Raw genomic sequence first — 21,177 nt, 5'->3', positions numbered from 1 at the left:
GTCCACCTTGAGGGTGGAGGGCGCGTTGCCGGTGACCCCGGTGACGTTGACGGTGGAGGTCACCGCGGCGCCGTTGTCCGGGATGGAGACGTCGGCGGTGTTCTCGAAGACCTTGCCGGTGGGCGGCGGGGTGGTGGTGCCGGACAGCGTCCACAGGGCGTGCGCGATGGCGTCGCTGTTGCGGTCCAGGGCGGTGTCGTTGATGTTCGACGTCGTGTCGCAGGACGAGTGGTAGCAGCGGTCGAAGGCCGTGGTCGTACCGCCCCACTTGGTCACCTGCGCGCTGGTCTTCACCCGGCTCGCGCCGGTGAAGAGACCGCCGACCGGGATGCCCACGTTCTTGAAGGAGGCGTGGTCGGAGCGGCCGTCGCCCTCGGTCTCGATCTCCGTCGGGACGCCGAGGCCCGCGAAGTAGTCCTTGAACGTCTTCTCGATCACCGGGTCGTCGTCGTAGACGAAGTAGCCCGGGTTCGGCGACCCGATCATGTCGAAGTTGAGGTAGCCCGCGAACTTGGACCGCTCGGTCGTGGGCAGCTGGTTCACGTAGTACTTCGAGCCGACGAGGCCGAGCTCCTCGGCGCCCCACCAGCCGAACCGCAGGTGCTTGGAGGGCTGGTAGCCGGCCCGGGCCACGGCGAGGGCCGCCTCCAGGACGGCGGCGGAGCCGGAGCCGTTGTCGTTGATCCCGGCGCCGGAGGAGACCGAGTCGAGGTGCGCTCCGGCCATCACGACCTGGTTCGGGTCTCCGCCCGGCCAGTCGGCGATCAGGTTGTAGCCGGTGGTGCCGTTGTAGCTGAACTGCTGGATCGTGGTGGTGTAACCGGCCGCGTCCAGCTTGGCCTTCACGAAGTCGATGGACGCCTTGTAGCCGGGGCGGCCGTGGGCGCGGTTGCCGCCGTTGGCGGTGGCGATCGCCTGGAGGTCCGTCAGGTGCTGCTTGACGTTGGCGAGCGGGATGTCGGGGGCGGCGGCCAGGGCCGAGGCCGCCCGGGATTCGGCGCCGGCGGTGCCGGTCAGACCGCCCAGGGCGAGGGCGGTGAGCGCGGCGGCCGCGACGGCGCGTCGGGGAACGGAGAGGTTCATGTGGGGGCTCCGGATTCCGAACGGGGATGGGACGGAACGTGCGAGACGCCTCGGGCCGGGTAGCCACGAGGCGCTGGAGCTGTACGAGTGCACGTGCGGTGTTCAGTTGTTCCGTTGAACGATTGTGCGTGTGCGTGCTGAATGTTCAGTGAAAGTTTGACTTGGCGTCAAGAGCGGAAACCGGTCAGGGCCGTCCGGTGAGCGGACGGGCCCGGTGACGTGCGGGGCGTGCGGGGGCCGAGGGGTGGTGGGGACGGCCCGGAGCGCCCGGGGGAGTTCCGGAGGTCGGCGGGGCCCGGGGTCCGGCGGGGTGGGGTCCCCGATGGAGTACGGGCCCCCGGCCGGGTGCGGGCCGTGGGGGGCCGGAAGGGCCGGGCTCCGGCGTGGTGGCGTGAGGGCGGGCTCGCCTCGTGGGTAGCGTCGGCCGGGTGCCGGCCTGGCGAAGACCGACCGGGTCGAGGGTCCTGATCGCCGCCGTGGTCGGCCTGGCGGCGCTGCGCGGGTCGCCGCCAGGCGGAGCCCACGGATGGATCGGCCGGCTGGCGGAGGAGGCGGAAGGGGTGAGCGCGCGCCTGGCCGTCTCGCAGCGCGAGGCGCGCCGCGACCAGGAGGCCCTGGTCCAGGTCGGCCCCGCCGTGCGCGGGCTGCACGAGATCCTGGTCTCCTGCGAGGCGCCGGGCGCCGGGGTGGACATCGCCGGGGACGTACGGGCGGCCGAGGGGCTGATCGCGGGGGACTACCTCGGGGCCGTGGCGCTGGCCGACGGGACCACCGCCGTCTTCCTCGGGGACGTGTGCGGGCACGGGGTCGACGCGGGGCTGCTGGCCGTACGCCTGAAAAGCGTCGTGATGGTGGCCCTGCGGCTGGGAGCCGACCTGGACACCGTCGTACGGGCGGTGAAGCACGCGCTGGTCGATCAGGAGGAGTGTTTCACCACCCTGTTCGTCGCCGTCCTGGACCCGGCACGCTCCACCGTCAGCTGGGTCAACGCCGGGCACGGAGAACCGTTCCTGCGACGGGCCGGCGGCGCGGTCGAGCGCCTGAACGTCACCGGCCCCTTCGCCCACCCCGTCCTGGACACGCCGCCCGGCAGCTGGCAGACGCGCACCACCCGGCTCGCCCCCGGCGACCTGCTGGTGGTGTCCACCGACGGCCTCACGGAGGGGCGCGGCGGCGGAGGCGAGGAGTTCGGGGAGGAGCGGGCCGCCCGGGTTCTGGCCGGGCTGGCCGACCCGACGCCCTCCGCCGCCGTCGTGGCCCTGTACGCGGCCGCCGAGCGGTTCGCCATCGACTGGACCCGGGACGACGTGAGCCTCCTCGCCGCCGTCCTGTCCCCGCCGGGGCCGCCGTCCCCCGGGGGCGCCGACCGGGCCGCCCGAGGGAGCTGACCCGGGGCGCGGCACCCGGCCCGGATGCCGGCGACCGCAGCCGACCGCCCGCCCCGACGGGCCCCCTACTGCACGCAGAACTCGTTCCCCTCCGGGTCCGTCATCACCACCCAGCTCCCGCCCTGCTCCGCCACCTTCCGCCGCACGGTCGCCCCCAGGCCCTCCAGGCGGGCCACCTCCGCGTCCCGCGTGCCCGGTTCCGTGTGGATGTCCAGGTGGAGCCGGTTCTTGACCGTCTTCGCCTCAGGGACCCGCTGGAAGAGGATGCGGCGGCCCGTGCCCGCGCCGGTGGCCGGGTCGCGCGGGTCGTCCGGGTGGCTCACGGCGGCGAGGGCGCGCCAGCCGAGGCGCTCGGCGGGCGTGCCCGGGTGGACGGTGGCCGTCTCCCCGGCGGGCACGGCGCCGGCGTTCAGCAGCCGCTCCACGAGGGCGCTGTGGTCCTCCTCCTCGTAGCGCAGCGCGGCGGCCCAGAAGGCGGCCTGGGCGTGCGGGTCGGCGCAGTCGATCACAAGCTTCCAGTGGAGTGCGGTCATGTAACTACCTGTACCGGTCACATGACACGGACCGCCACCGGAACACCCCGGGAATGACCCTCCGGCACCGCGACGGGCAGCGCTTCCGCTTCGACGCGGGCGCGCTCCGTCTCGAACCGCTCCGCACCGGCGGCCCCCGGCCCGGCCGCCGCCGCTGGTGCTCGATGGAGCGGTGCGGCAACCGCCACAAGGTGCGGGCGTACCGGTCCCGTACCCGTACGGAGGAAACGAACTGACGGCCCGGCACGCACGCGTGGCCCGCGAAAGGGGGGTGACGCGCGGCGGCCGGTGGCCGACAATCCACGCGTGGTCACCACGAACGCCGACGGGACCGAGCGCGGCCCCTCACCCCGCACCACCCCGGCCGCCGCGGTGGCCGGACGCGCCTTCGGCGCGATCCCGCCGACGGTCCTGGTGCTGCTCGGCATCGTCAGTGTCCAGCTCGGATCGGCCGTGGCCAAGCACCTGTTCGGCACGGTGGGCAGCTTCGGGACGGTCGCCCTGCGGCTGTTCTTCGCGGCGGCCGTGCTGGTACTGCTGTGGCGGCCGTCCCCGCGCGTGACCCGCCGTACGGCGACGGTGGTCCTCGCCTACGGCCTGGTCCTCGGCCTGATGAACCTCTGTTTCTACCTGGCGCTCTCGCGCATCCCGCTCGGGATCGCGGTGACCATCGAGTTCCTCGGCCCGCTGGGCGTGGCGCTGGCCGGATCCCGGCGCTGGCTGGACGGCCTCTGGGTGGCGCTCGCCGCCGGCGGCGTCGTCCTGCTCATGGAGGGGCGCGGCGACCTGGACCTGCTCGGCGTGCTGTTCGCCCTCGCCGCCGGAGCCTGCTGGGGCCTGTACATCCTGGTCGGCGCGGCCCTCGGCCGGCACACCACCGAGGGCAACGGTCTCGCGCTCGGCATGGCCGTCGCGGCCCTGGTCACCGTGCCGTTCGGGGTGGCCGAGAGCGGGACGGCCCTCCTCCAGCCGTGGGTCCTGGCGGCCGGAGCCGGTCTGGCGCTGCTCTCCTCGGTGATCCCGTACACGCTGGACCTGGAGGCCCTGCGCAGGATCCCGCCCCGGGTCTTCGGCATCCTCATGAGCCTCGAACCGGCCATGGCCGCCCTCATCGGCCTCGTCGTGCTCGGCGAGGCGCTGTCCTGGTCCCAGTGGATCGCGGTGCTGTGCGTCGTGGCCGCCTCGGCGGGCGCGGCGCGCGGCGGGCGGCCGGACGACTGACGGTCCCTCACCACCGCCCTCAGTGCACGAGATGGTCCAGCAGGCCGTCCGGCACCGGGTACGGCTCCTCGCGCGGCATCAGGCGCCGGGCCGCCTCCACGTCGCCCGCGCGGACGCGCGCGTGGACCTCGTGGGCCAGGCCGGTGACGTCGGTGACGGAGACCGTCCACTCGTCCGCGTACCGGCGGTAGGCCTCGCCCGTCAGTCCGAGCTGGAGCGAGCGGTACGGCAGCGGCCGCAGGTGCGGGTCCCGCTCCGGGTCCCACTGCACCCGTGCCGGAGCCCGCCGCAACTCCCGCTGCCAGGTGGTCCGGTCGGCGTGCAGGCCCCGGACGTAGTGCGAGAGCTGGGCGTGGCGCAGGGCCCAGTCGAAGCCCTCGCGCGTGATCTCCACGGCGAGGACGGTCTCCTGGCCCTCCTTGGTGCCCCAGCCCGAGCGGTACATCATCCACAGGAACGACGGCTTGATCCACGTCATGCGGTCCCGCTTCCAGGCGTCCGGGAAGCGGCCGTCCCGCGCCGCCGGCAGGCCGAGTGCGGGCGCGTACGCCTGGTAGACGGTGACGGTGTCCGGGGTGTGGAGCGCGCGGATGCGGTATTTCGGTTCTTCCATGGGGACAGCCTGCGGGCCGGTGATCCCGCGGGGCCACCGGATATCCGCGCGCCGCCCGCCCTACACCGGCACGGGCCGGGCGGCGGACTCCCCGGAGCCGGCGAACTCCGGCTCCTCCCGGGCGTCGTACGCCGCGCGGGCCGCCGCGATCTCGCCCCGGTGCCGCTCGGTCCAGGTCACCAGGGAGCGGATCGTGGTGTGCAAGGTCGCGCCCAGCGGCGTGAGTTCGTACTCGACGCGGGGCGGGACCACGGGATGGACGGTGCGCTTCACCAGGCCGTCCCGCTCCAGCTGGCGCAGGGTCACGGTCAGCATGCGCTGGCTGATGCCGTCGATCTCCCGGCGGAGCTCCGTGAAGCGGAGCACGCGCCGGTCGAGGAGCGCGATGACCAGCAGGGACCACTTGTCGGCGATCCGGTCGAGGATCTGGCGGACCTCGCAGTCCTCGCGGGTGTCCCACTGGAAGGGATCCGTGTCGGGTCCGGCGCCGTCCCCGTAGGTTCCCGCGCAGTGACTCGGTGACTTCGAAGTGCCTTCTTCCATGCCACCCGATGGTGCCGCAGGATGCGGATGGTTACAAGAGGGAACCGACCCTCATTCCGGTAACCGGAACCCCAACCCTCCCCGCCCTGGAGACAGTTGTGTCCGCACGCTCCTGGAGTCTGCTCCTCGTCCTCTGCGGGACGATCTTCCTCGAAGGCATCGACGTGGCGATGCTCGCCGTCGCCGTCCCGAGCATCCGCGCCGATCTGGACCTCACCACCTCCACCGCCGCCTGGGTCATGTCCGCGTACGTCCTCGGCTACGCCGGCTTCACCCTCCTCGGCGGCCGGGCCGCCGACCTCCTCGGACGCCGCCGCATGTTCCTCGGCTGGCTCACCGTCTTCCTGGTCTTCTCCGGCCTCGGCGGCCTCGCCGACCAGGGCTGGACCCTCGTCCTGGCCCGCTTCGTGACCGGCGTGGCCGCCGCCTTCATGACCCCGGCCGCCCTGTCGATCATCACCACCTCCTACGCCGAGGGGCCGCGGCGCAACCAGGCCCTGCTCGTCTTCGCCGGCACCGCCGCCGGAGGCTTCTCGCTCGGCCTCGTCATCGGCGGCCTCCTCACCCAGCTCGGCTGGCGCTGGGTCTTCTTCGCCCCCGTGCTGCTGGCCGCCGCGCTCCTCCTCGCCGCCCTGAAGCTGGTCCCGAAGGAGGAGCGCCCGGCCGGCGGACGGCGCGGAGGCTTCGATCTCGCCGGGGCGCTCACCGCCTCGGGCGCGATGCTCCTCCTCGCGTACGGGATCGTCCGGCTGGAGCACGGCTTCACCGGCTGGCCCCTGACCGCCGCCGCCCTCGCCGCCGGGCTCGTCCTCGCCGCTCTCTTCGTCGCCGTCGAACGCCGGGCCGTCACCCCGCTGGTCCGGCCCGGCCTGCTGCGCACCCCGTCCGTGATCCGCGCCGACCTCGGGGCCCTGCTGTTCGTCGGCTCCTTCTTCGGTTTCCAGTTCATGGTGACCCTGCACCTCCAGGAGCTGCGCGGCTGGTCCTCCCTCCAGACGGCACTGGCCCTGGTGGTCATGGGCTGCGACGCGATCCTGGCCCCGACCCTGACCCCGCGCCTGGTGAACCGGTACGGCAACGCCCGCGTCGTCCTCGGCGGCTTCGTCCTCGCCGCCGTCGCGTACGCGCTGTTCCTGCCGGTCGGCCCGGACTGGTCGTACGCCGCGATGTTCCCGGCCCTGCTCCTCACCGGCCTCGCCTTCTCCCTCGCGTACGGGCCGCTCACCATCGCCGGCACCGACGGGGTCGCGGAGGAGGAGCAGGGCCTGGCGAGCGGACTGCTCACCACCGCCACGCAGTTCGGCTCGGCCGTCGGCATCGCGGCGGTGACGGCGGTGTACGGGCTCACCGGCGGCGGCCTCGACGGCTTCCGGTCGGCCCTCGTCGTCCCGGTGGTGATGGTCGTCCTCGGCGTGGCCGTCACCGCGACCGGGGTACGGGGAGGGCGGCGCAGCCCGGCCGGCGCGGAGGTCCCGCGGGCGGTCCCGCCGGTGTCCTCAAAGGGCCCAGACGCTGCGACAAAGCTCACGGTCTGAAGGCCCCGCGGCGCCCCTAATGTAGAGGGATGAACGATTCGCCCGGCTGCCCGTTGACCGACGTCGTCTCCACGTACCTGCCCCGGCTCTCGGAGTTCTCCTTCGAGCCGGGGCTCGTGGCCGCCGTCGACCAGCACGCCGCCGCGGTCTGCGACGCGCTCGTCCCCGCCCAGCGCGGCCCGGAGCCCCGGACCGTCGGGCGGGAGGAGCTCGCCGACTACGTCCTCGGGTTCACCGACTGGCTCTCCGAGGCCGACTGGGTCGAGCCGGTCGGCCACGACTTCGCCACCCTCCGCCTGACGGCGGTCTGCTGGCTGGTCCGCGAGCTCGACCTCCTCGACAAGGACGCCGCCTGAGGCAGGCCCGCACAGGCGGCTCGGGGGCCCGGTCCGTACCGGGAACACGGCGGACCCGCCGGGGCCGTCGGGCACCGGCGGGTCCGGCGGCACGGCGGGCCGGGGCCCGCCGCGCGCCGTGTCACATCGGGTCGACCGGGGGCGCCGGCGGCATCGGCGGCTCCTGACCGGGGCGCCGCCGCTCCTGGCCGCCCATCCCCTGCCGGCCGCCCATCCGCTCCTGCGCCGCGGGCATCCCGCCCCGCGCGTCCTCACGGCCGCGCTGGTAGGCCGCGATCTGGTCCTTGGCCCGGCCCGTCTCCGTCTCCGCGGCCGACAGCCACCGCTCCCAGCGGCCCCGCATCGGGGTGACGAGCCCACCGCCGACACCGACGATCACGACACCCGCGATCGTGGCGAGCACCGCCGTGAGCACCGGTCCGGTCACCGAGGTCGCGATACCGGCCTGGCTCAGCGCCGCGATCACACCGAGGCCGACGATGAAGGCCCAGACCGCCGTGCCGAGCACCTTCCCGTACGACATCTGTCCCAGCGCGCCCTGGACGATGTCCCGCACCGCCTTCGCGATGGCCATGGCGACCACGACGATCACACAGGCGACGATCGCCTTCGGCAGCCAGGCCACGATGCCGTTGATCATGACGCTCACCGGGTTGGGGCCGAAGACCCCGAAGGCGAGCTGGAGCGCGATCAGCAGGACCGCGTAGTAGAGGATCTTGGCGATGATGCCGGTGGCGTCGTACTTCGACCCCTTGAGGGCCTTCGCGACACCGCTGCGCTCGGCCATCCGCTCGAAGCCGACCTTGCGCAGCAGCCGGTCGGCGACCTTGGCGATCATCTTCGCCACGAACCAGCCGATCAGCAGGATCGCGAGGAAGGCGATGAACTTCGGGATGAACTCGGCGACGGCCGACCAGGCATCCGTGAATCCCCGGCCGAAGTCGACCGAGAGGGCGAGGGGCTGCGACATGGAGCCATCACTCCGCTCGGGACGAGGGCCCCGTTCCTTGTCAGGGCCTGGACTCCCGACGTAACTACGCGTGAGCCGAACGCGCCTGTTGTCAGCGCCCGCGCTGGGCCGAAGGGGTGGAAACCGCGGTGCCGGCGGTGTCCGGCCGGTCCGGCGCGGCGGGCGCCGTCAGGCGCCGGGCCCGCTCGATCTCGCTCCGGGTGCGGCGGGCCGTCCGCAGGGCGTCCCAGGTGAGGATCGTCAGCGCCAGCCAGACCAGCGAGAAGCCCGCCCAGCGCTCCGGCGGCATCGCCTCGTGGAAGTACAGGACACCGAGCAGGAACTGGAAGGTCGGCGCCAGGTACTGGAGCAGGCCGAGCGTCGACAGCGGGACGCGGATCGCCGCCGCCCCGAAGCAGACCAGCGGTACGGCCGTCACGATGCCGGTCGCGGCGAGCAGGGCCGCGTGGCCCGCGCCCTGGGCACCGAAGGTCGAGGAGCCCTGCGCGCCGAGCCAGAGGAGGTAGGCGAGGGCGGGCAGGAACTGGACGGCGGTCTCGGCGGCGAGGGACTCCAGGCCGCCGATGTTCACCTTCTTCTTCACCAGGCCGTAGAGCGCGAAGGAGGCGGCGAGGGTGAGCGAGATCCACGGCGGCCGGCCGTAGCCGATCGCCAGGACGAGCACGGCGGCGAGGCCGACGGCGACGGCCGTCCACTGGGCCGGGCGCAGCCGTTCCTTGAGGACGAGCACGCCGAGGGCGATGGTGACGAGCGGGTTGATGAAGTAGCCGAGCGAGGCCTCGACGACGTGGCCGGTGTTGACCGACCAGATGTACAGGCCCCAGTTCACGGTGATGACGGCGGCGGCCAGGGTGAGCAGGGCCAGCTTGCGCGGGCTGCGGACCAGCTCACGCGTCCAGCTCCAGCGGCGGAGGACGAGCAGCGCGAGGCCGACGAACGCCAGGGACCACACCATGCGGTGGGCGAGGATCTCGATCGCGCCGGCGGGCTTGAGGAGCGGCCAGAACAGCGGGACCAGGCCCCACATGCCGTAGGCGCCGACCCCGTGGAGGAGCCCCGCCCGTCCCTCGTTCCGCGCGTCCCCGGGCTTCCCGTCCGCGCCCCTCGTGCCCGTGCTGGTGCCCGTCGTCTCCGGCCTCACCGGACCTCCCGCCCTGAATCGCTCGCCCCGTACCGCGCTGTCCCGTCGACGGTAGCGCCGGACGGGGCGGCTTGTCATGTCCGTACCGCGATACGGTCATGACGTCCCGGGAGGCGGGACCGTGGCGCCGGGAACGCCGGAGGGGGCGCGGCCGCCGTGGCCGCGCCCCCTCGCGCCGTTCCGTGGTGCCCCGTCGGTCAGCCGACGACCGTCCACGTGTCGTTGCCGGTCAGGAGCTGCCCGAGGTCGCCCTTCCCGTACCGCTCGACGGCCGAGTCCAGCTGCTCGGCCATGAGCGTGTCGTACACCGGCCGCTCCACGGACCGGAAGACGCCGATCGGCGTCCGGTGCAGGGTGTCCGGGTCCGCCAGGCGGGAGAGCGCGAAGGCGGTGGTGGGGGAGGCGGAGTGGGCGTCGTGGACGAGGATCCGCGACTCGTTCTCCGGGGTGACCGGGACGACCTGGAGGTCGCCGGTGGCCGGATCGCGGACGACACCCTGGCCCAGGTCGGCGCCGAAGCGGATCGGCTGCCCGTGCTCCAGGCGGATCACCGCCTCCTTGGCCTGGTCCTTGTCCTTGAGGACCTCGAAGGCGCCGTCGTTGAAGATGTTGCAGTTCTGGTAGATCTCCACCAGCGCCGTGCCGTTGTGCTCGGCGGCCTGGCGCAGCACCTCGGTGAGGTGCTTGCGGTCGGAGTCGACCGTCCGCGCCACGAAGGTGGCCTCGGCGCCGAGCGCGAGCGACACCGGGTTGAAGGGCGCGTCGAGCGAGCCCATCGGCGTCGACTTGGTGATCTTGCCGACCTCGGAGGTGGGCGAGTACTGGCCCTTGGTCAGCCCGTAGATCCGGTTGTTGAAGAGGAGGATCTTGAGGTTGACGTTCCGCCGGAGGGCGTGGATCAGGTGGTTGCCGCCGATGGACAGCGCGTCGCCGTCGCCCGTGACGACCCAGACGGACAGGTCGCGGCGGGAGGTGGCGAGGCCGGTGGCGATGGCCGGGGCGCGTCCGTGGATGGAGTGCATCCCGTAGGTGTTCATGTAGTACGGGAAGCGGGAGGAGCAGCCGATGCCGGAGACGAAGACGATGTTCTCCTTCGCCAGGCCGAGCTCGGGCATGAAGCCCTGGACGGCGGCGAGGACGGCGTAGTCACCGCAGCCGGGGCACCAGCGGACCTCCTGGTCGGACTTGAAGTCCTTCATCGACTGGACGGCCTCGGCCTTGGGCACCAGGCTCAGCAGAGACTCGGTGGACTCAGGCATCGATGGCCTCCTTGAGGACGGCGGCGAGCTGCTCCGCCTTGAACGGCATGCCGTTGACCTGCGTGTGGCTGCGGGCGTCGACCAGGTACTTCGCCCGGACGAGGGTGGCGAGCTGGCCGAGGTTCATCTCGGGCACGACGACCTTCTCGTACCGCTTCAGCACCTCGCCGAGGTTCTTCGGGAAGGGGTTGAGGTGGCGCAGGTGGGCCTGGGCGACGGCGCCGCCCTCCCGCCGGACGCGCCGCACGGCCGCCGTGATCGGCCCGTAGGTCGACCCCCAGCCGAGGACCAGGGTGCGTGCGCCGTCCGGGTCGTCCACCTCGACGTCGGGGACGTCGATGCCGTCGACCTTGGCCTGCCGGGTGCGGACCATGAAGTCGTGGTTGGCGGGGTCGTAACTGATGTTGCCGGTGCCGTCCTGCTTCTCGATGCCGCCGATGCGGTGCTCGAGGCCGGGCGTGCCGGGCACGGCCCAGGGGCGGGCCAGGGTGTGCGGGTCGCGCTTGTACGGCCAGAAGACCTCGGTGCCGTCGTCCAGGGTGTGGTTCGGGCCGCCGGCGAACCGGGTCCGCAGGTCCGGGAGGTCGTCGACCTCCGGGATCCGCCACGGCTCGGAGCCGTTGGCGAGGTAGCCGTCGGAGAGCAGGAAGACGGGGGTGCGGTAGGTCAGCGCGATCCGCGCCGCCTCCAGGGCCGCGTCGAAGCAGTCGGCCGGCGTCCTCGGGGCGACCACCGGTACCGGGGCCTCGCCGTTGCGGCCGTACATGGCCTGGAGGAGGTCCGCCTGCTCCGTCTTGGTGGGCAGGCCGGTGGACGGGCCGCCGCGCTGGATGTCGACGATCAGCAGCGGCAGCTCCAGGGAGACCGCGAGGCCGATCGTCTCCGACTTCAGGGCCACGCCGGGGCCGGAGGTCGTGGTGACGGCGAGCGAACCTCCGAAGGCCGCGCCGAGCGCGGCGCCGATGCCCGCGATCTCGTCCTCGGCCTGGAAGGTCCGCACGCCGAAGTTCTTGTGCCGGCTCAGCTCGTGCAGGATGTCCGAGGCCGGGGTGATCGGGTACGAGCCCAGGTAGAGCGGCAGGTCGGCCTGGCGGGAGGCGGCGACGAGCCCGTAGGACAGGGCCAGGTTCCCGGAGATGTTCCGGTACGTGCCGGCCGGGAAGGACCGGGTCGCCGGGGCGACCTCGTAGGAGACGGCGAAGTCCTCGGTGGTCTCGCCGAAGTTCCAGCCGGCCCGGAAGGCGGCCACGTTGGCCTCGGCGATCTCGGGCTTCTTCGCGAACTTCCGGCGCAGGAAGGCCTCGGTGCCCTCGGTGGGCCGGTGGTACATCCACGAGAGCAGCCCGAGCGCGAACATGTTCTTGGAGCGCTCGGCCTCCTTCCGGGACAGGCCGAAGTCCTTGAGCGCCTCGACGGTGAGCGTGGTGAGCGGCACCGGGTGGACCCGGTAGCCGTCCAGCGAGCCGTCCTCCAGGGGCGAGGTCGCGTAGCCGACCTTGGCCATGGCGCGCTTGGCGAACTCGTCCGTGTTGACGATGATCTCGCCCCCGCGCGGCACGTCCCCGATGTTGGCCTTCAGCGCCGCCGGGTTCATCGCGACCAGCACGTTCGGGGCGTCGCCCGGGGTCAGGATGTCGTGGTCGGCGAAGTGCAGCTGGAAGGAGGAGACGCCCGGCAGGGTGCCGGCGGGTGCCCGGATCTCGGCCGGGAAGTTCGGCAGCGTGGAGAGGTCGTTCCCGAAGGACGCCGTCTCCGAGGTGAACCGGTCACCCGTGAGCTGCATGCCGTCGCCCGAGTCACCCGCGAAACGGATGATCACCCGGTCGAGCCGGCGTACTTCCTTCTCTGTGCCGTTCTGGGCCGTCGCCGGAGCGTTGCGCTGCTCTCCGACCAGGGCCTCACCGGCCTCGCTACTGACCTGACTGGTCACTGAACTGGACCTCCCTCGCGGCAAGGGGACTCCCCGCCGGAGGCGGGAGAAGGTTCGGGAACCGGCCGGCCGGTCACCGTCCGTCCCATGGCCACCCTACGACGGTAAGGAGGCCCTTCCCGGGACTTCTCACATCATGGACCTCATTTTGAGACGCCCTCTTGCCCTGAATTGTCACGTTCTGTCGCCACCCGGAGTGTTCCGGAAAGTCGGATTCCGCCTCATCCCGCGGCCCCGGGGCCCCAGGAGGCCGGGGCACGGCCCCGGTCCGTCCCGGCGTCCCGCGACACCTGACAGACTGTCAGACCATCACGACCGGAGGTAGGTCAACACCGCGAGCACCCGGCGATGATCGCCGTCACTCGGCGAAAGACCCAGCTTCAGGAAGATGTTGCCGATGTGCTTCTCCACCGCTCCGTCGCTCACGACCAGCGCTTTCGCGATCGCCGAGTTCGTCCGGCCCTCCGCCATCAGACCGAGGACCTCCCGCTCGCGCGGCGTCAGGTTCGCCAGCACGTCCTGCTGCCGGCTGCGGCCGAGCAGCTGCTGGACCACCTCCGGATCCAGCGCCGTACCGCCCCCGGCCACCCGCACCACCGCGTCCACGAACTCCCGCACGTCCGCCACCCGGTCCTTCAGGAGGTAACCCACGCCCCGGCTCGACCCGGCCAGGAGTTCGGTGGCGTACTGCTCCTCGACATACTGCGACAGGACCAGCACACCCAGACCCGGGTACTCCTTCCGCAGCCGCACCGCCGCCCGTACCCCCTCGTCCGTGTGGGTCGGCGGCATCCGTACGTCCGCCACCACCACGTCCGGCAGCGCCCCGGCCTCCGCGAGCCCGGCGACCGCCGTCACCAGCGCCTCGCCGTCACCCACCCCGGCGACCACCTCGTGGCCCCGGTCGGTCAGCAGCCGCGTCAGACCCTCGCGCAGCAGCACCGAGTCCTCGGCGATCACCACCCGCACCCGGCCGGCCTCCTCTCCCGTACCCGTACCCGCGCCGGTGCCCGTACCGACACCCGTACTCGTACCCGTCCCCGCGCCCAGACCCACGTCCCGCAGCCCCCATGTCCCGATCGTCCGATGCCCCCGAGGGGCGATGCACCCTCAGCATCGCACCCGGCACCGGCACCGGGAGGGCTACGCCCGCCAGGGGAGCTCGGCCGTCACCACCGTCGGACCGCCCTCCGGGGAATCCACCGCGAGGACCCCGTCCACCGCCCCGACCCGCTCCGCGAGCCCCGAAAGGCCCCGGCCGCCGCCCTTGCCCACGGCCGCCCCGCCCGCACCGTCGTCCCGCACCTGGAGCATCAGCCGCTCACCCGAACGCCACACCTCCACCCAGGCGCGGCGCGCCCGCGCGTGCGCCGAGACGTTCCGCAGCAGCTCCGACACCGTGAAGTAGGCCAGCCCCTCGATGGCCGCCACCGGCCGCGCCGGCAGATCCACGTCCACCGACACCGGCACCGCGCACCGCGACGCCACCGACGACAGGGCCGCGTCCAGGCCCCGGTCCGTCAGGACGGCCGGGTGGATGCCCCGGGCCAGGTCCCGCAGCTCCCGCAGCGCGAGCTTCACCTCACCGTGCGCCTCGTCCACCAGGACCGCCGCCGCCCGGGGGTCCCGCGCCAGGGTCTCCTTCGCCAGCCCCAGATCCATCGCCAGCGAGGCGAGCCGGGCCTGCGGCCCGTCGTGCAGGTCCCGCTCGATGCGCCGCAGATCGGCGGCGGCCGTGTCCACCAGGACCCCCCGGTCCGACTCCAGCTCCGTCACCCGTGAGGCCGGCCGCGACGGACCGAGCAGCCCCGCCACCAGCAGCTTGTCCACGGCCACCAGACCGCGCAGCACCCACGGGCCGACCAGGACGAAGACCAGCCCGATCGCGCTGGTCACGGCGATCTCGAAGGGCGAGTCCAGGTAGAAGGCGTGCGTCCGGTCGCCGTACAGCTGGATGCCGTCCTGCCCCACGTACGCCGGGAAGGTCCACTGCCACAGCGGGTACGTGAACAGGCCCCAGCCCCAGCCCCACAGCGCCACCGTCACCGCGAACGAGAACACCGCCCACGGCAGGTGCACCACGGCGTACAGCAGGTGCCGCCACGAGGCCCCGCTCCGCAAGGCCGCCCCCATCCACGAGAACGCCCCGCCCGTCCGGCCCCGCACCGGCTCCGGCGCCGCCACCCCGAGCCCGAGCAGCCCGCGGGCCCGCGCCCGCTCCACCGCGCCGAACCCCCGGCACAGCGCGAGCGTCCCGGCCAGGACCGGCACCCCGAGGAAGGTGATCAGCAGTCCGGTGCCGGTGGCGGTGAGGGCGACCGACAGCGCGAACCAGCACACGGCGAGCGGCAGCCCGACGAGGACGTGGAGGAAGGCCCGCCAGGTGCGGCCCTCGAAGGGCGCGCGGAGCACGGCCGGGAGGCGGAGGGAGGGAGCGGGGTCCATGGCGGTCCTTCTGGGTGGGGGAGGGCGGTTTCCGTACGTCCTCCAGCCTTCCGCCGGGCCGGGCCGGGGACCATGAGGAGGGTGGGCGTCTCGGGGCGGGGGTTTTCCCCACCTGGAGGGCCGGCGGTACACGTGCGGGCCCGGGGCGGTGGTACGTGAACGGGCCGGGGGCCGGGGTCAGGGGCCAGGCGCCCGGGCGGTACACGCGCGGGCAGGGGGCAAGGGGCCCGCGCGCCGGGCGGTGCGCGGGCGGGCCGCGACAGGGATCAGGGGGTTCAGGCGCCGGCGGGCCGGGCGCGCCAGGGCAGTTCCGCCGTGACCACGGTCGGTCCGCCCGCCGGCGAGTCCACGAGGAGCAGCCCGTCCACGGCGCCGAGCCGCTCCCCGAGTCCCGCGAGGCCGGTTCCGCCGTCCGTCCGCGCCCCGCCCACGCCGTCGTCCCGTACCTGGAGCATCAACCGGTCCCCCGAGCGCCACACCTCCACCGAGGCCGCCCGCGCCCGCGCGTGCTTCGAGACGTTCTGCAGGAGTTCGGAGACCGTGAAGTACGCGATGCCCTCGATCGCCTCCGCCGGCCGCTCGGCGAGGTCCACCGCCACCTTCACCGGCACGGTGCAGCGGGAGGCGACCGACGACAGGGCCGCGTCCAGGCCCCGGTCCGTCAGGACGGCCGGGTGGATGCCCCGGGCCAGGTCCCGCAGCTCCTGGAGCGCGAGCTTCACCTCGCCGTGCGCCTCGTCGACCATCGCCGCGGCCGCCTCCGGGTCCTCCAGGAGCTTCTCCTTCGCGAGACCGAGCCCCATCGCGAGCGCCACCAGCCGGGCCTGGGCACCGTCGTGCAGGTCCCGCTCGATGCGCCGCAGATCGGCGGCGGCCGTGTCCACCACCACCCCCCGGTCCGACTCCAGCTCCGCGATCCGCCGCTCCAGCTCGTCGGAGGGCGACAGCAGACCCCGCACCATCAGCCGGTCCGCGTTCGCGAAGCCGCGCGCCACGTAGGGCAGCACCGGCCACAGGACGATCAGCGAGACCAGCGTGACCGCGAACGTCACCACTCCCCACGGCAGCCGGAGCAGCCCGTAGAGCTGCGTCCGCCAGGCCACCGGGTCCTTCAGCGAGGCCCACAGCCAGCCGAAGAAGCCGCCGGGCCGGGGCAGCCGCGAGGGCTCCGCGATCTCCACCCCGAGCAGCCGGCGGGCCCGCGCCCGCTCCGCGCGGCCGATCCCGCGCGCTCCGCCCAGACCGAGCGCGAGCAGCGGCAGGCCGATCACCGTCACGGCCAGCCCGGCCCCGAGCGCGACGCTCACCACCGCGTACACGAAGCCGACGAGGGCCGTGACCAGGTTGGACAGCAGATGGGCGATCTCCCTCCACGTCTCCTTGCCGTAGGCCGTACGCGGACGCGGGGCGGCGGAAGGAGCGGAGGCGGGAGCGGCGGGGTCGCGATCGGCGGTCATGGGCCCCAGCCTGCCCGTACGGGGCGGTCCGAGGCCATGGGGGAGGTGGGTGAGGGGCACGGGGGATAACCCCACCCGCGCCTGCTTACGCTCCCTTTAGCAGGGCCTAGACTCGCGTGCGTACGGAAGTGACACGTGAGACACCGAGACCGAGGGGCGGGACGGACGTGCCGGAACCGACCGTTGGCGCGGCCCAGGCCGCCGACCACTTCGAGACGTACTCCGCCGTCGGGCTGCTCGCCGTCATCGGCGTGATGTTCGTGGCCGTGGCGTTCGGCGCCGGACGCCTGCTGCGGCCCGTCGTGCCCACCCCCGAGAAGCTGCTCACGTACGAGTGCGGCGTCGACCCCGTGGGAGAGGGCTGGGCCCACACCCAGGTCCGCTACTACGTCTACGCCTTCCTCTACGTCATCTTCGCCGTCGACTCGATCTTCCTCTTCCCCTGGGCGACGGTCTTCGCCGCGCCCGGATACGGCGCGACGACCCTGGTCGAGATGTTCGTCTTCCTCGGCTTCCTCGCCGTCGGACTCCTCTACGCGTACAAGAAGGGTGTCCTGGCATGGACGTAACACCCCTGCCGGCCCCCCGGCTGGGCCCGCTGGCCCGCCTGGCCCCCGAGCCGATGAAGGTCGTCCTCAACTGGGGCCGCCGCTACAGCCTGTGGGTCTTCAACTTCGGCCTCGCCTGCTGCGCGATCGAGTTCATCGCCGCGTCCATGGCACGGCACGACTTCATCCGCCTCGGCGTGATCCCCTTCGCGCCCGGCCCGCGCCAGGCCGACCTGATGATCGTCTCCGGCACGGTCACCGACAAGATGGCCCCGGCCGTGAAGCGGCTCTACGAGCAGATGCCCGACCCGAAGTACGTCATCTCCTTCGGTGCCTGCTCCAACTGCGGCGGCCCCTACTGGGACTCGTACTCCGTCACCAAGGGCGTCGACCAGATCATCCCCGTCGACGTGTACGTGCCGGGCTGCCCGCCCCGCCCCGAAGCGCTGCTCCAGGGCATCCTCAAGCTCCAGGAGAAGATCGCCCGCGAGAACCTGGGGGAGCGGTACGGCACCGCACCGCCGGCCTCGGTCTCCCAGCTGACCGGCCCGCTGGTCACCCCTCCGCCGGGAGGCGACGACCGATGAACCGCTACGACTCCCTTCCCGAAGCCGTGACGGACCTGTTCGGCGACGAGGCGGCGGCGGAGCGGGCGTACGACCTGCTGACCGTCGACGTCCCCGTCACGGACTGGCTCGACGCGCTGCGGACCGCCCGGGACGAGCTGGGCTGCACCTTCTTCGACTGGCTGAGCGCGGTGGACGAGCCGGGCACCGGCTTCCGCGTCTGCGCGCACGTCGTGGCCCTCCGGGACGGCGCCCCGCAGCGGCTGCTCCTGCGCACGACCGTGCCCCACGGCGATCCCGTCCTGCCCACGGCGGTGGGGGTGTTCGCGGGCGCGGCCTGGCACGAGCGCGAGACGCACGAGATGTTCGGCGTACGGTTCGAGGGCCACCCGCACCTGGTCCCGCTGCTGCTCCCCGAGAACTTCGAGGGCCACCCGCTCCGCAAGGACTTCGTGCTCGCGGCCCGGGTCGCCAAGGCGTGGCCGGGCGCGAAGGAGCCGGGCGAGTCCCACGACGGTGGCCCCAAGCGCCGCCAGATGCTCCCGCCGGGCGTCCCGGACCCGAACGAATGGGGCCCCCTCAAGGGCCAGCTCCCCCCGGCCCCCACCCGCGCCGACCGCCCGGCCCGCCGTACCCGCACGGCCACCGAGGGCTCGGCGAGCCAGGCGGCGGAGGCGGCGCCCCCGCGCCGTACCCGCTCGGTGTCGGAGGGTTCGGCGAGCCAGGCGGCCGAGGCGGTGCCCCCGCGCCGTACCCGCAGTGTGAGCGAGGGATCGGCCGGTCAGCCGGCCCCGCGCCGTACGCGCTCGGCTTCGGACGGCTCCGCGAGCCAGGCCGCGGCACCGTCCCCCGCGGCGCCCCGCCCGCGCCCCCGCGGCGCGGACGCCCCCTGGCACCACGCCCGTCCGGCCTTCGACGCCCCCACGGAGGACGCGGAGCCCACGGCCGGCGCCACACCCGCCGCGGAGCCGGCCGGGACGGCCGGTGGCGCGGCCGCCACGCCGGACACCCGCCCGGAACCGGAGGCCCCGGCCGCCGAGCAGCCGCAGGACCCCGCGGAGAGCGCAACGCCCGCGGAGCCGCAGCCGCCCGCCGAGGGCGCCGCGCCGCCGGAGCCGGAGGGCGAGCCGCGGCGGCGTACCCCACGTACCGATGAGAACGACACCGACGGAGGCGATCCCGCGTGACCGACGTACTCGACGTCGCCCTCCGGCTGCTCGTCGTCCTCGCCGTCTTCCTCGTGCTGCCGCTCGTCGTCGGGCAGACCGAGCACAAGGTCATGGCCCACATGCAGGGCCGCCTCGGCCCCATGTACGCGGGCGGGTTCCACGGCTGGGCCCAGCTCGTCGCCGACGGCGTGAAGTTCGCGCAGAAGGAGGACGTCGTCCCGAAGGACGCGGACCGGCGCGTCTTCCAGCTCGCGCCGGCCGTCGCGCTCCTGCCGTACCTGATCGTCCTCGTCGCGATCCCGATCGGGCCCGGCGAGGGCGCGGTCGGCCAGGTCGTCGACGCGGGCATCTTCTTCGTGCTCGCGGTCATGGGCATCGGGGTGCTCGGCAGCCTGATGGCCGGCTGGGCCTCCGCCAACAAGTTCTCGCTGCTCGGCGCGCTCCGTACCGCCGCCCAGCTCCTCGCCTACGAGCTGCCGATGCTGCTCGCCGCCGCGTCCGTCGCGATGGCGGCCGGCACGGTCTCCCTCCCCGGCATCCTGAACGCCTTCGAGTGGTGGTGGCTGCCCTGGCAGATCGTCGGCGCGATCGTCTTCTTCGTCGCCGGCCTCGCCGAGCTCCAGCGGCCCCCGTTCGACATGCCGGTGGCCGACTCGGAGATCATCTTCGGCGCGTACACCGAGTACACCGGCCTCCGCTTCGCCCTGTTCCTGCTCGCCGAGTACGCGGGCATCGTCGTCCTGTGCGGCCTCACCACCGTCCTCTTCCTCGGCGGCTGGCACGGTCCCCTCGGCGCGGACGGGCTCGGCTGGGTGTGGACCCTGCTCAAGACCGCGGTCCTCGCCTTCGTCGTGATCTGGCTCCGCGTGACGTACCCCCGGCTCCGCGAGGACCAGCTCCAGAAGCTGGCCTGGACGACGCTCGTCCCGCTCGCCCTGGCGCAGATCGCGCTCACCGGCATCGTGAAGGTGGCGATCCAGTAATGCCCATTCCCGGCTCCGGCCTCGCCAAGGGCCTCGCCGTCACGCTCCGCACGATGACGCGCAAGAACGTCACCGCGCAGTACCCGGACACCCAGCCCGAGCTGGCGCCCCGCACGCGCGGGGTGATCGGGCTGTTCGAGGAGAACTGCACGGTCTGCATGCTGTGCGCCCGCGAGTGCCCCGACTGGTGCATCTACATCGACTCCCACAAGGAGACGGTCCCGGCCGCCACCCCCGGCGGCCGGGAGCGCAGCCGGAACGTCCTCGACCGCTTCGCCATCGACTTCTCGCTCTGCATGTACTGCGGCATCTGCATCGAGGTGTGCCCCTTCGACGCCCTCTTCTGGTCGCCGGAGTTCGAGTACGCCGAGACCGACATCCACGAACTCACGCACGAGCGGGACAAGCTCCGCGCCTGGATGTGGACGGTTCCGGAGCCGCCCGCGCTCGACCCCAAGGCGGAGGAGCCGAAGGAGGTCGCCGCCGCCCGCAAGGCCGCCGAGAAGGCCGCCGCCCAGGCCGCGGCGGCCGCCGAAGCCGCGGCCCAGGCACCTGAGGCCCACGGGTCGCCTCAGGCCGCGCCCGGCAGCACCGACGCCCAGGGGGAGCAGCAGTGAACCTCGCCGCCGCCCACCCCGGCTTCCTGTCGCCCTCCGGCGTCGAGATCGCCTTCCTGCTCGTCGGGCTCGTCACCCTCGGCGCCGCCCTCGTCACCGTCACCACCCGCCAGCTCGTGCACGCCGCCCTCTGGCTGGTCGTGGCACTCGGCGGCCTCGCCGTCGAGTACCTCCTCCTCACCGCCGAGTTCATCGCCTGGGTCCAGGTGCTGATCTACGTCGGTTCCGTCGTCGTCCTCCTCCTCTTCGGTCTCATGCTCACCAAGGCCCCCATCGGACGCTCCCCGGACGCCGACTCCGGGAACCGGCCGGTCGCCCTCACCGTCGCGCTCGCCGCCGCCGCCGCTCTCGTCTGGGTCGTCGTCGACGCCTTCCGAACGACCTGGATCGACCTGGACGGGCCCGCGCAGGGCACGACCGGCGTCACCGGCGAGATCCTCTTCAAGCACTGGGTGCTGCCCTTCGAGGCCCTCTCGGTACTCCTCCTCGCCGCCCTCGTCGGCGCGATCGTCCTGTCCCGCAAGCAGGACGCCGCAGCGGACGCCACCCCCCGGCACACCGGCGGTACGACCCGCCCCCGCACCGGCCCGGGCACCGGCCCCGCCGCCGGCCCGAAGGGCGGAGCCCGCTGATGCACCTCGCCTATCCGGCCGTCCTCGCCGCCCTCCTCTTCTGCGTCGGCCTGTACGGAGTCCTCGCCCGCCGCAACACCATCCTGGTCCTGATGTCCGTCGAGCTCATGCTCAACGCCGTCAACCTCAACCTGGTCGCCTTCGACGTCTGGCTCCGCGACGCCCTGCACGCCGGCCAGGCCCAACGC

22 protein-coding genes and 1 pseudogene are annotated in these 21,177 nt (G+C 73.2%); 12 read left to right on the top strand and 11 right to left on the bottom strand.

Annotated features, from left to right (window positions below; translation table 11 throughout):
* A partial coding sequence (locus RIF68_RS05325; protein ID WP_309049953.1) for a M28 family metallopeptidase occupies positions 1-1,083 on the bottom strand: 1,083 nt, incomplete at its 3' end.
* Between the two features lie 560 nt (positions 1,084-1,643).
* Here RIF68_RS05325 and RIF68_RS05320 point away from each other — a divergent pair.
* On the top strand, positions 1,644-2,471 hold the full coding sequence (locus tag RIF68_RS05320; protein WP_309049952.1) for a PP2C family protein-serine/threonine phosphatase: 828 nt from the start codon (positions 1,644-1,646) through the stop codon (positions 2,469-2,471).
* Positions 2,472-2,536: 65 nt separating this feature from the next.
* On the opposite strand, the gene RIF68_RS05315 is transcribed toward RIF68_RS05320, so the two are convergent.
* On the bottom strand, positions 2,537-3,004 hold the full coding sequence (locus tag RIF68_RS05315; RefSeq protein WP_309049951.1) for a VOC family protein: 468 nt from the start codon (positions 3,002-3,004) through the stop codon (positions 2,537-2,539).
* A gap of 137 nt (positions 3,005-3,141) precedes the next feature.
* On the opposite strand from RIF68_RS05315, the pseudogene RIF68_RS05310 reads away from it, so the two are divergent.
* Positions 3,142-3,240, top strand: a pseudogene (locus RIF68_RS05310) (CGNR zinc finger domain-containing protein); the annotation flags it as partial.
* A 70-nt stretch (positions 3,241-3,310) separates the two neighbouring features.
* Positions 3,311-4,225, top strand: coding sequence for an EamA family transporter (locus tag RIF68_RS05305; RefSeq protein WP_309049950.1), 915 nt, complete (start codon positions 3,311-3,313; stop codon positions 4,223-4,225).
* Between the two features lie 19 nt (positions 4,226-4,244).
* Here RIF68_RS05305 and RIF68_RS05300 read toward each other — a convergent pair whose 3' ends face one another.
* Positions 4,245-4,838 (bottom strand): DUF4291 domain-containing protein, encoded by a 594-nt coding sequence (locus tag RIF68_RS05300; protein ID WP_309049949.1) that lies wholly within the window; start codon positions 4,836-4,838, stop codon positions 4,245-4,247.
* A gap of 60 nt (positions 4,839-4,898) precedes the next feature.
* On the bottom strand, positions 4,899-5,381 hold the full coding sequence (locus RIF68_RS05295) for a helix-turn-helix domain-containing protein (RefSeq protein WP_309049948.1): 483 nt from the start codon (positions 5,379-5,381) through the stop codon (positions 4,899-4,901).
* A gap of 98 nt (positions 5,382-5,479) precedes the next feature.
* Here RIF68_RS05295 and RIF68_RS05290 point away from each other — a divergent pair, with 98 nt between their 5' ends.
* Positions 5,480-6,916, top strand: coding sequence for an MFS transporter (locus tag RIF68_RS05290; RefSeq protein ID WP_309049947.1), 1,437 nt, complete (start codon positions 5,480-5,482; stop codon positions 6,914-6,916).
* Positions 6,917-6,945: 29 nt separating this feature from the next.
* The gene (locus tag RIF68_RS05285) at positions 6,946-7,272 is read left to right on the top strand and encodes a DUF6401 family natural product biosynthesis protein (RefSeq protein WP_309049946.1); all 327 of its coding nucleotides are present in this window, start codon (positions 6,946-6,948) and stop codon (positions 7,270-7,272) included.
* 121 nt (positions 7,273-7,393) lie between these two features.
* On the opposite strand, the gene RIF68_RS05280 is transcribed toward RIF68_RS05285, so the two are convergent.
* From RIF68_RS05280 to RIF68_RS05250, 7 genes are all read right to left on the bottom strand, one after another.
* Positions 7,394-8,242 carry a hypothetical protein gene (locus RIF68_RS05280; RefSeq protein ID WP_309049945.1) on the bottom strand — a complete coding sequence of 283 codons (849 nt, stop codon included), beginning with the start codon at positions 8,240-8,242 and terminating at the stop codon, positions 7,394-7,396.
* Positions 8,243-8,333: 91 nt separating this feature from the next.
* Positions 8,334-9,383, bottom strand: coding sequence for an EamA family transporter RarD (rarD, locus tag RIF68_RS05275; RefSeq protein ID WP_309049944.1), 1,050 nt, complete (start codon positions 9,381-9,383; stop codon positions 8,334-8,336).
* Positions 9,384-9,580: 197 nt separating this feature from the next.
* Positions 9,581-10,642, bottom strand: coding sequence for a 2-oxoacid:ferredoxin oxidoreductase subunit beta (locus RIF68_RS05270; protein ID WP_309049943.1), 1,062 nt, complete (start codon positions 10,640-10,642; stop codon positions 9,581-9,583).
* A complete protein-coding gene (locus tag RIF68_RS05265; protein WP_309049942.1) occupies positions 10,635-12,572 on the bottom strand; it encodes a 2-oxoacid:acceptor oxidoreductase subunit alpha in 1,938 nt (645 codons plus the stop codon). Before RIF68_RS05265 ends, RIF68_RS05270 begins: the two co-directional genes overlap by 8 nt.
* A 309-nt stretch (positions 12,573-12,881) precedes the next feature.
* Positions 12,882-13,541 carry a response regulator transcription factor gene (locus tag RIF68_RS05260; RefSeq protein WP_309049941.1) on the bottom strand — a complete coding sequence of 220 codons (660 nt, stop codon included), beginning with the start codon at positions 13,539-13,541 and terminating at the stop codon, positions 12,882-12,884.
* A 174-nt stretch (positions 13,542-13,715) separates the two neighbouring features.
* Positions 13,716-15,017, bottom strand: a complete 1,302-nt coding sequence (locus RIF68_RS05255; protein ID WP_309049940.1) for a sensor domain-containing protein — start codon at positions 15,015-15,017, stop codon at positions 13,716-13,718.
* A gap of 275 nt (positions 15,018-15,292) precedes the next feature.
* Entirely contained in the window at positions 15,293-16,474 is a 1,182-nt protein-coding gene (locus RIF68_RS05250; protein WP_309049939.1) for a sensor domain-containing protein, read from the bottom strand.
* A gap of 167 nt (positions 16,475-16,641) precedes the next feature.
* Here RIF68_RS05250 and RIF68_RS05245 point away from each other — a divergent pair, with 167 nt between their 5' ends.
* From RIF68_RS05245 to nuoK, 7 genes are all read left to right on the top strand, one after another.
* The gene (locus RIF68_RS05245; protein ID WP_309049938.1) at positions 16,642-17,043 is read left to right on the top strand and encodes an NADH-quinone oxidoreductase subunit A; all 402 of its coding nucleotides are present in this window, start codon (positions 16,642-16,644) and stop codon (positions 17,041-17,043) included.
* Positions 17,034-17,609 (top strand): NADH-quinone oxidoreductase subunit B family protein, encoded by a 576-nt coding sequence (locus RIF68_RS05240; RefSeq protein WP_309049937.1) that lies wholly within the window; start codon positions 17,034-17,036, stop codon positions 17,607-17,609. The genes RIF68_RS05245 and RIF68_RS05240 overlap by 10 nt, the downstream gene beginning before the upstream one ends.
* A complete protein-coding gene (locus RIF68_RS05235; protein ID WP_309049936.1) occupies positions 17,606-18,775 on the top strand; it encodes an NADH-quinone oxidoreductase subunit C in 1,170 nt (389 codons plus the stop codon). Before RIF68_RS05240 ends, RIF68_RS05235 begins: the two co-directional genes overlap by 4 nt.
* A complete protein-coding gene (locus RIF68_RS05230; protein ID WP_309049935.1) occupies positions 18,772-19,740 on the top strand; it encodes a complex I subunit 1 family protein in 969 nt (322 codons plus the stop codon). Before RIF68_RS05235 ends, RIF68_RS05230 begins: the two co-directional genes overlap by 4 nt.
* Positions 19,740-20,357 carry an NADH-quinone oxidoreductase subunit I gene (locus tag RIF68_RS05225; protein WP_309049934.1) on the top strand — a complete coding sequence of 206 codons (618 nt, stop codon included), beginning with the start codon at positions 19,740-19,742 and terminating at the stop codon, positions 20,355-20,357. The genes RIF68_RS05230 and RIF68_RS05225 overlap by 1 nt, the downstream gene beginning before the upstream one ends.
* On the top strand, positions 20,354-20,989 hold the full coding sequence (locus tag RIF68_RS05220; protein ID WP_309049933.1) for an NADH-quinone oxidoreductase subunit J: 636 nt from the start codon (positions 20,354-20,356) through the stop codon (positions 20,987-20,989). Before RIF68_RS05225 ends, RIF68_RS05220 begins: the two co-directional genes overlap by 4 nt.
* Positions 20,989-21,177: NADH-quinone oxidoreductase subunit NuoK (gene nuoK / locus RIF68_RS05215; protein WP_309049932.1), on the top strand; the 189-nt coding region annotated here is incomplete at its 3' end. The genes RIF68_RS05220 and nuoK, both read left to right, overlap by 1 nt.

The organism is Streptomyces sp. (assembly GCF_031178505.1).
GTDB lineage: Bacteria > Actinomycetota > Actinomycetes > Streptomycetales > Streptomycetaceae > Streptomyces > Streptomyces gulbargensis.
This window is presented reverse-complemented; position numbering and strand designations above follow the sequence as displayed.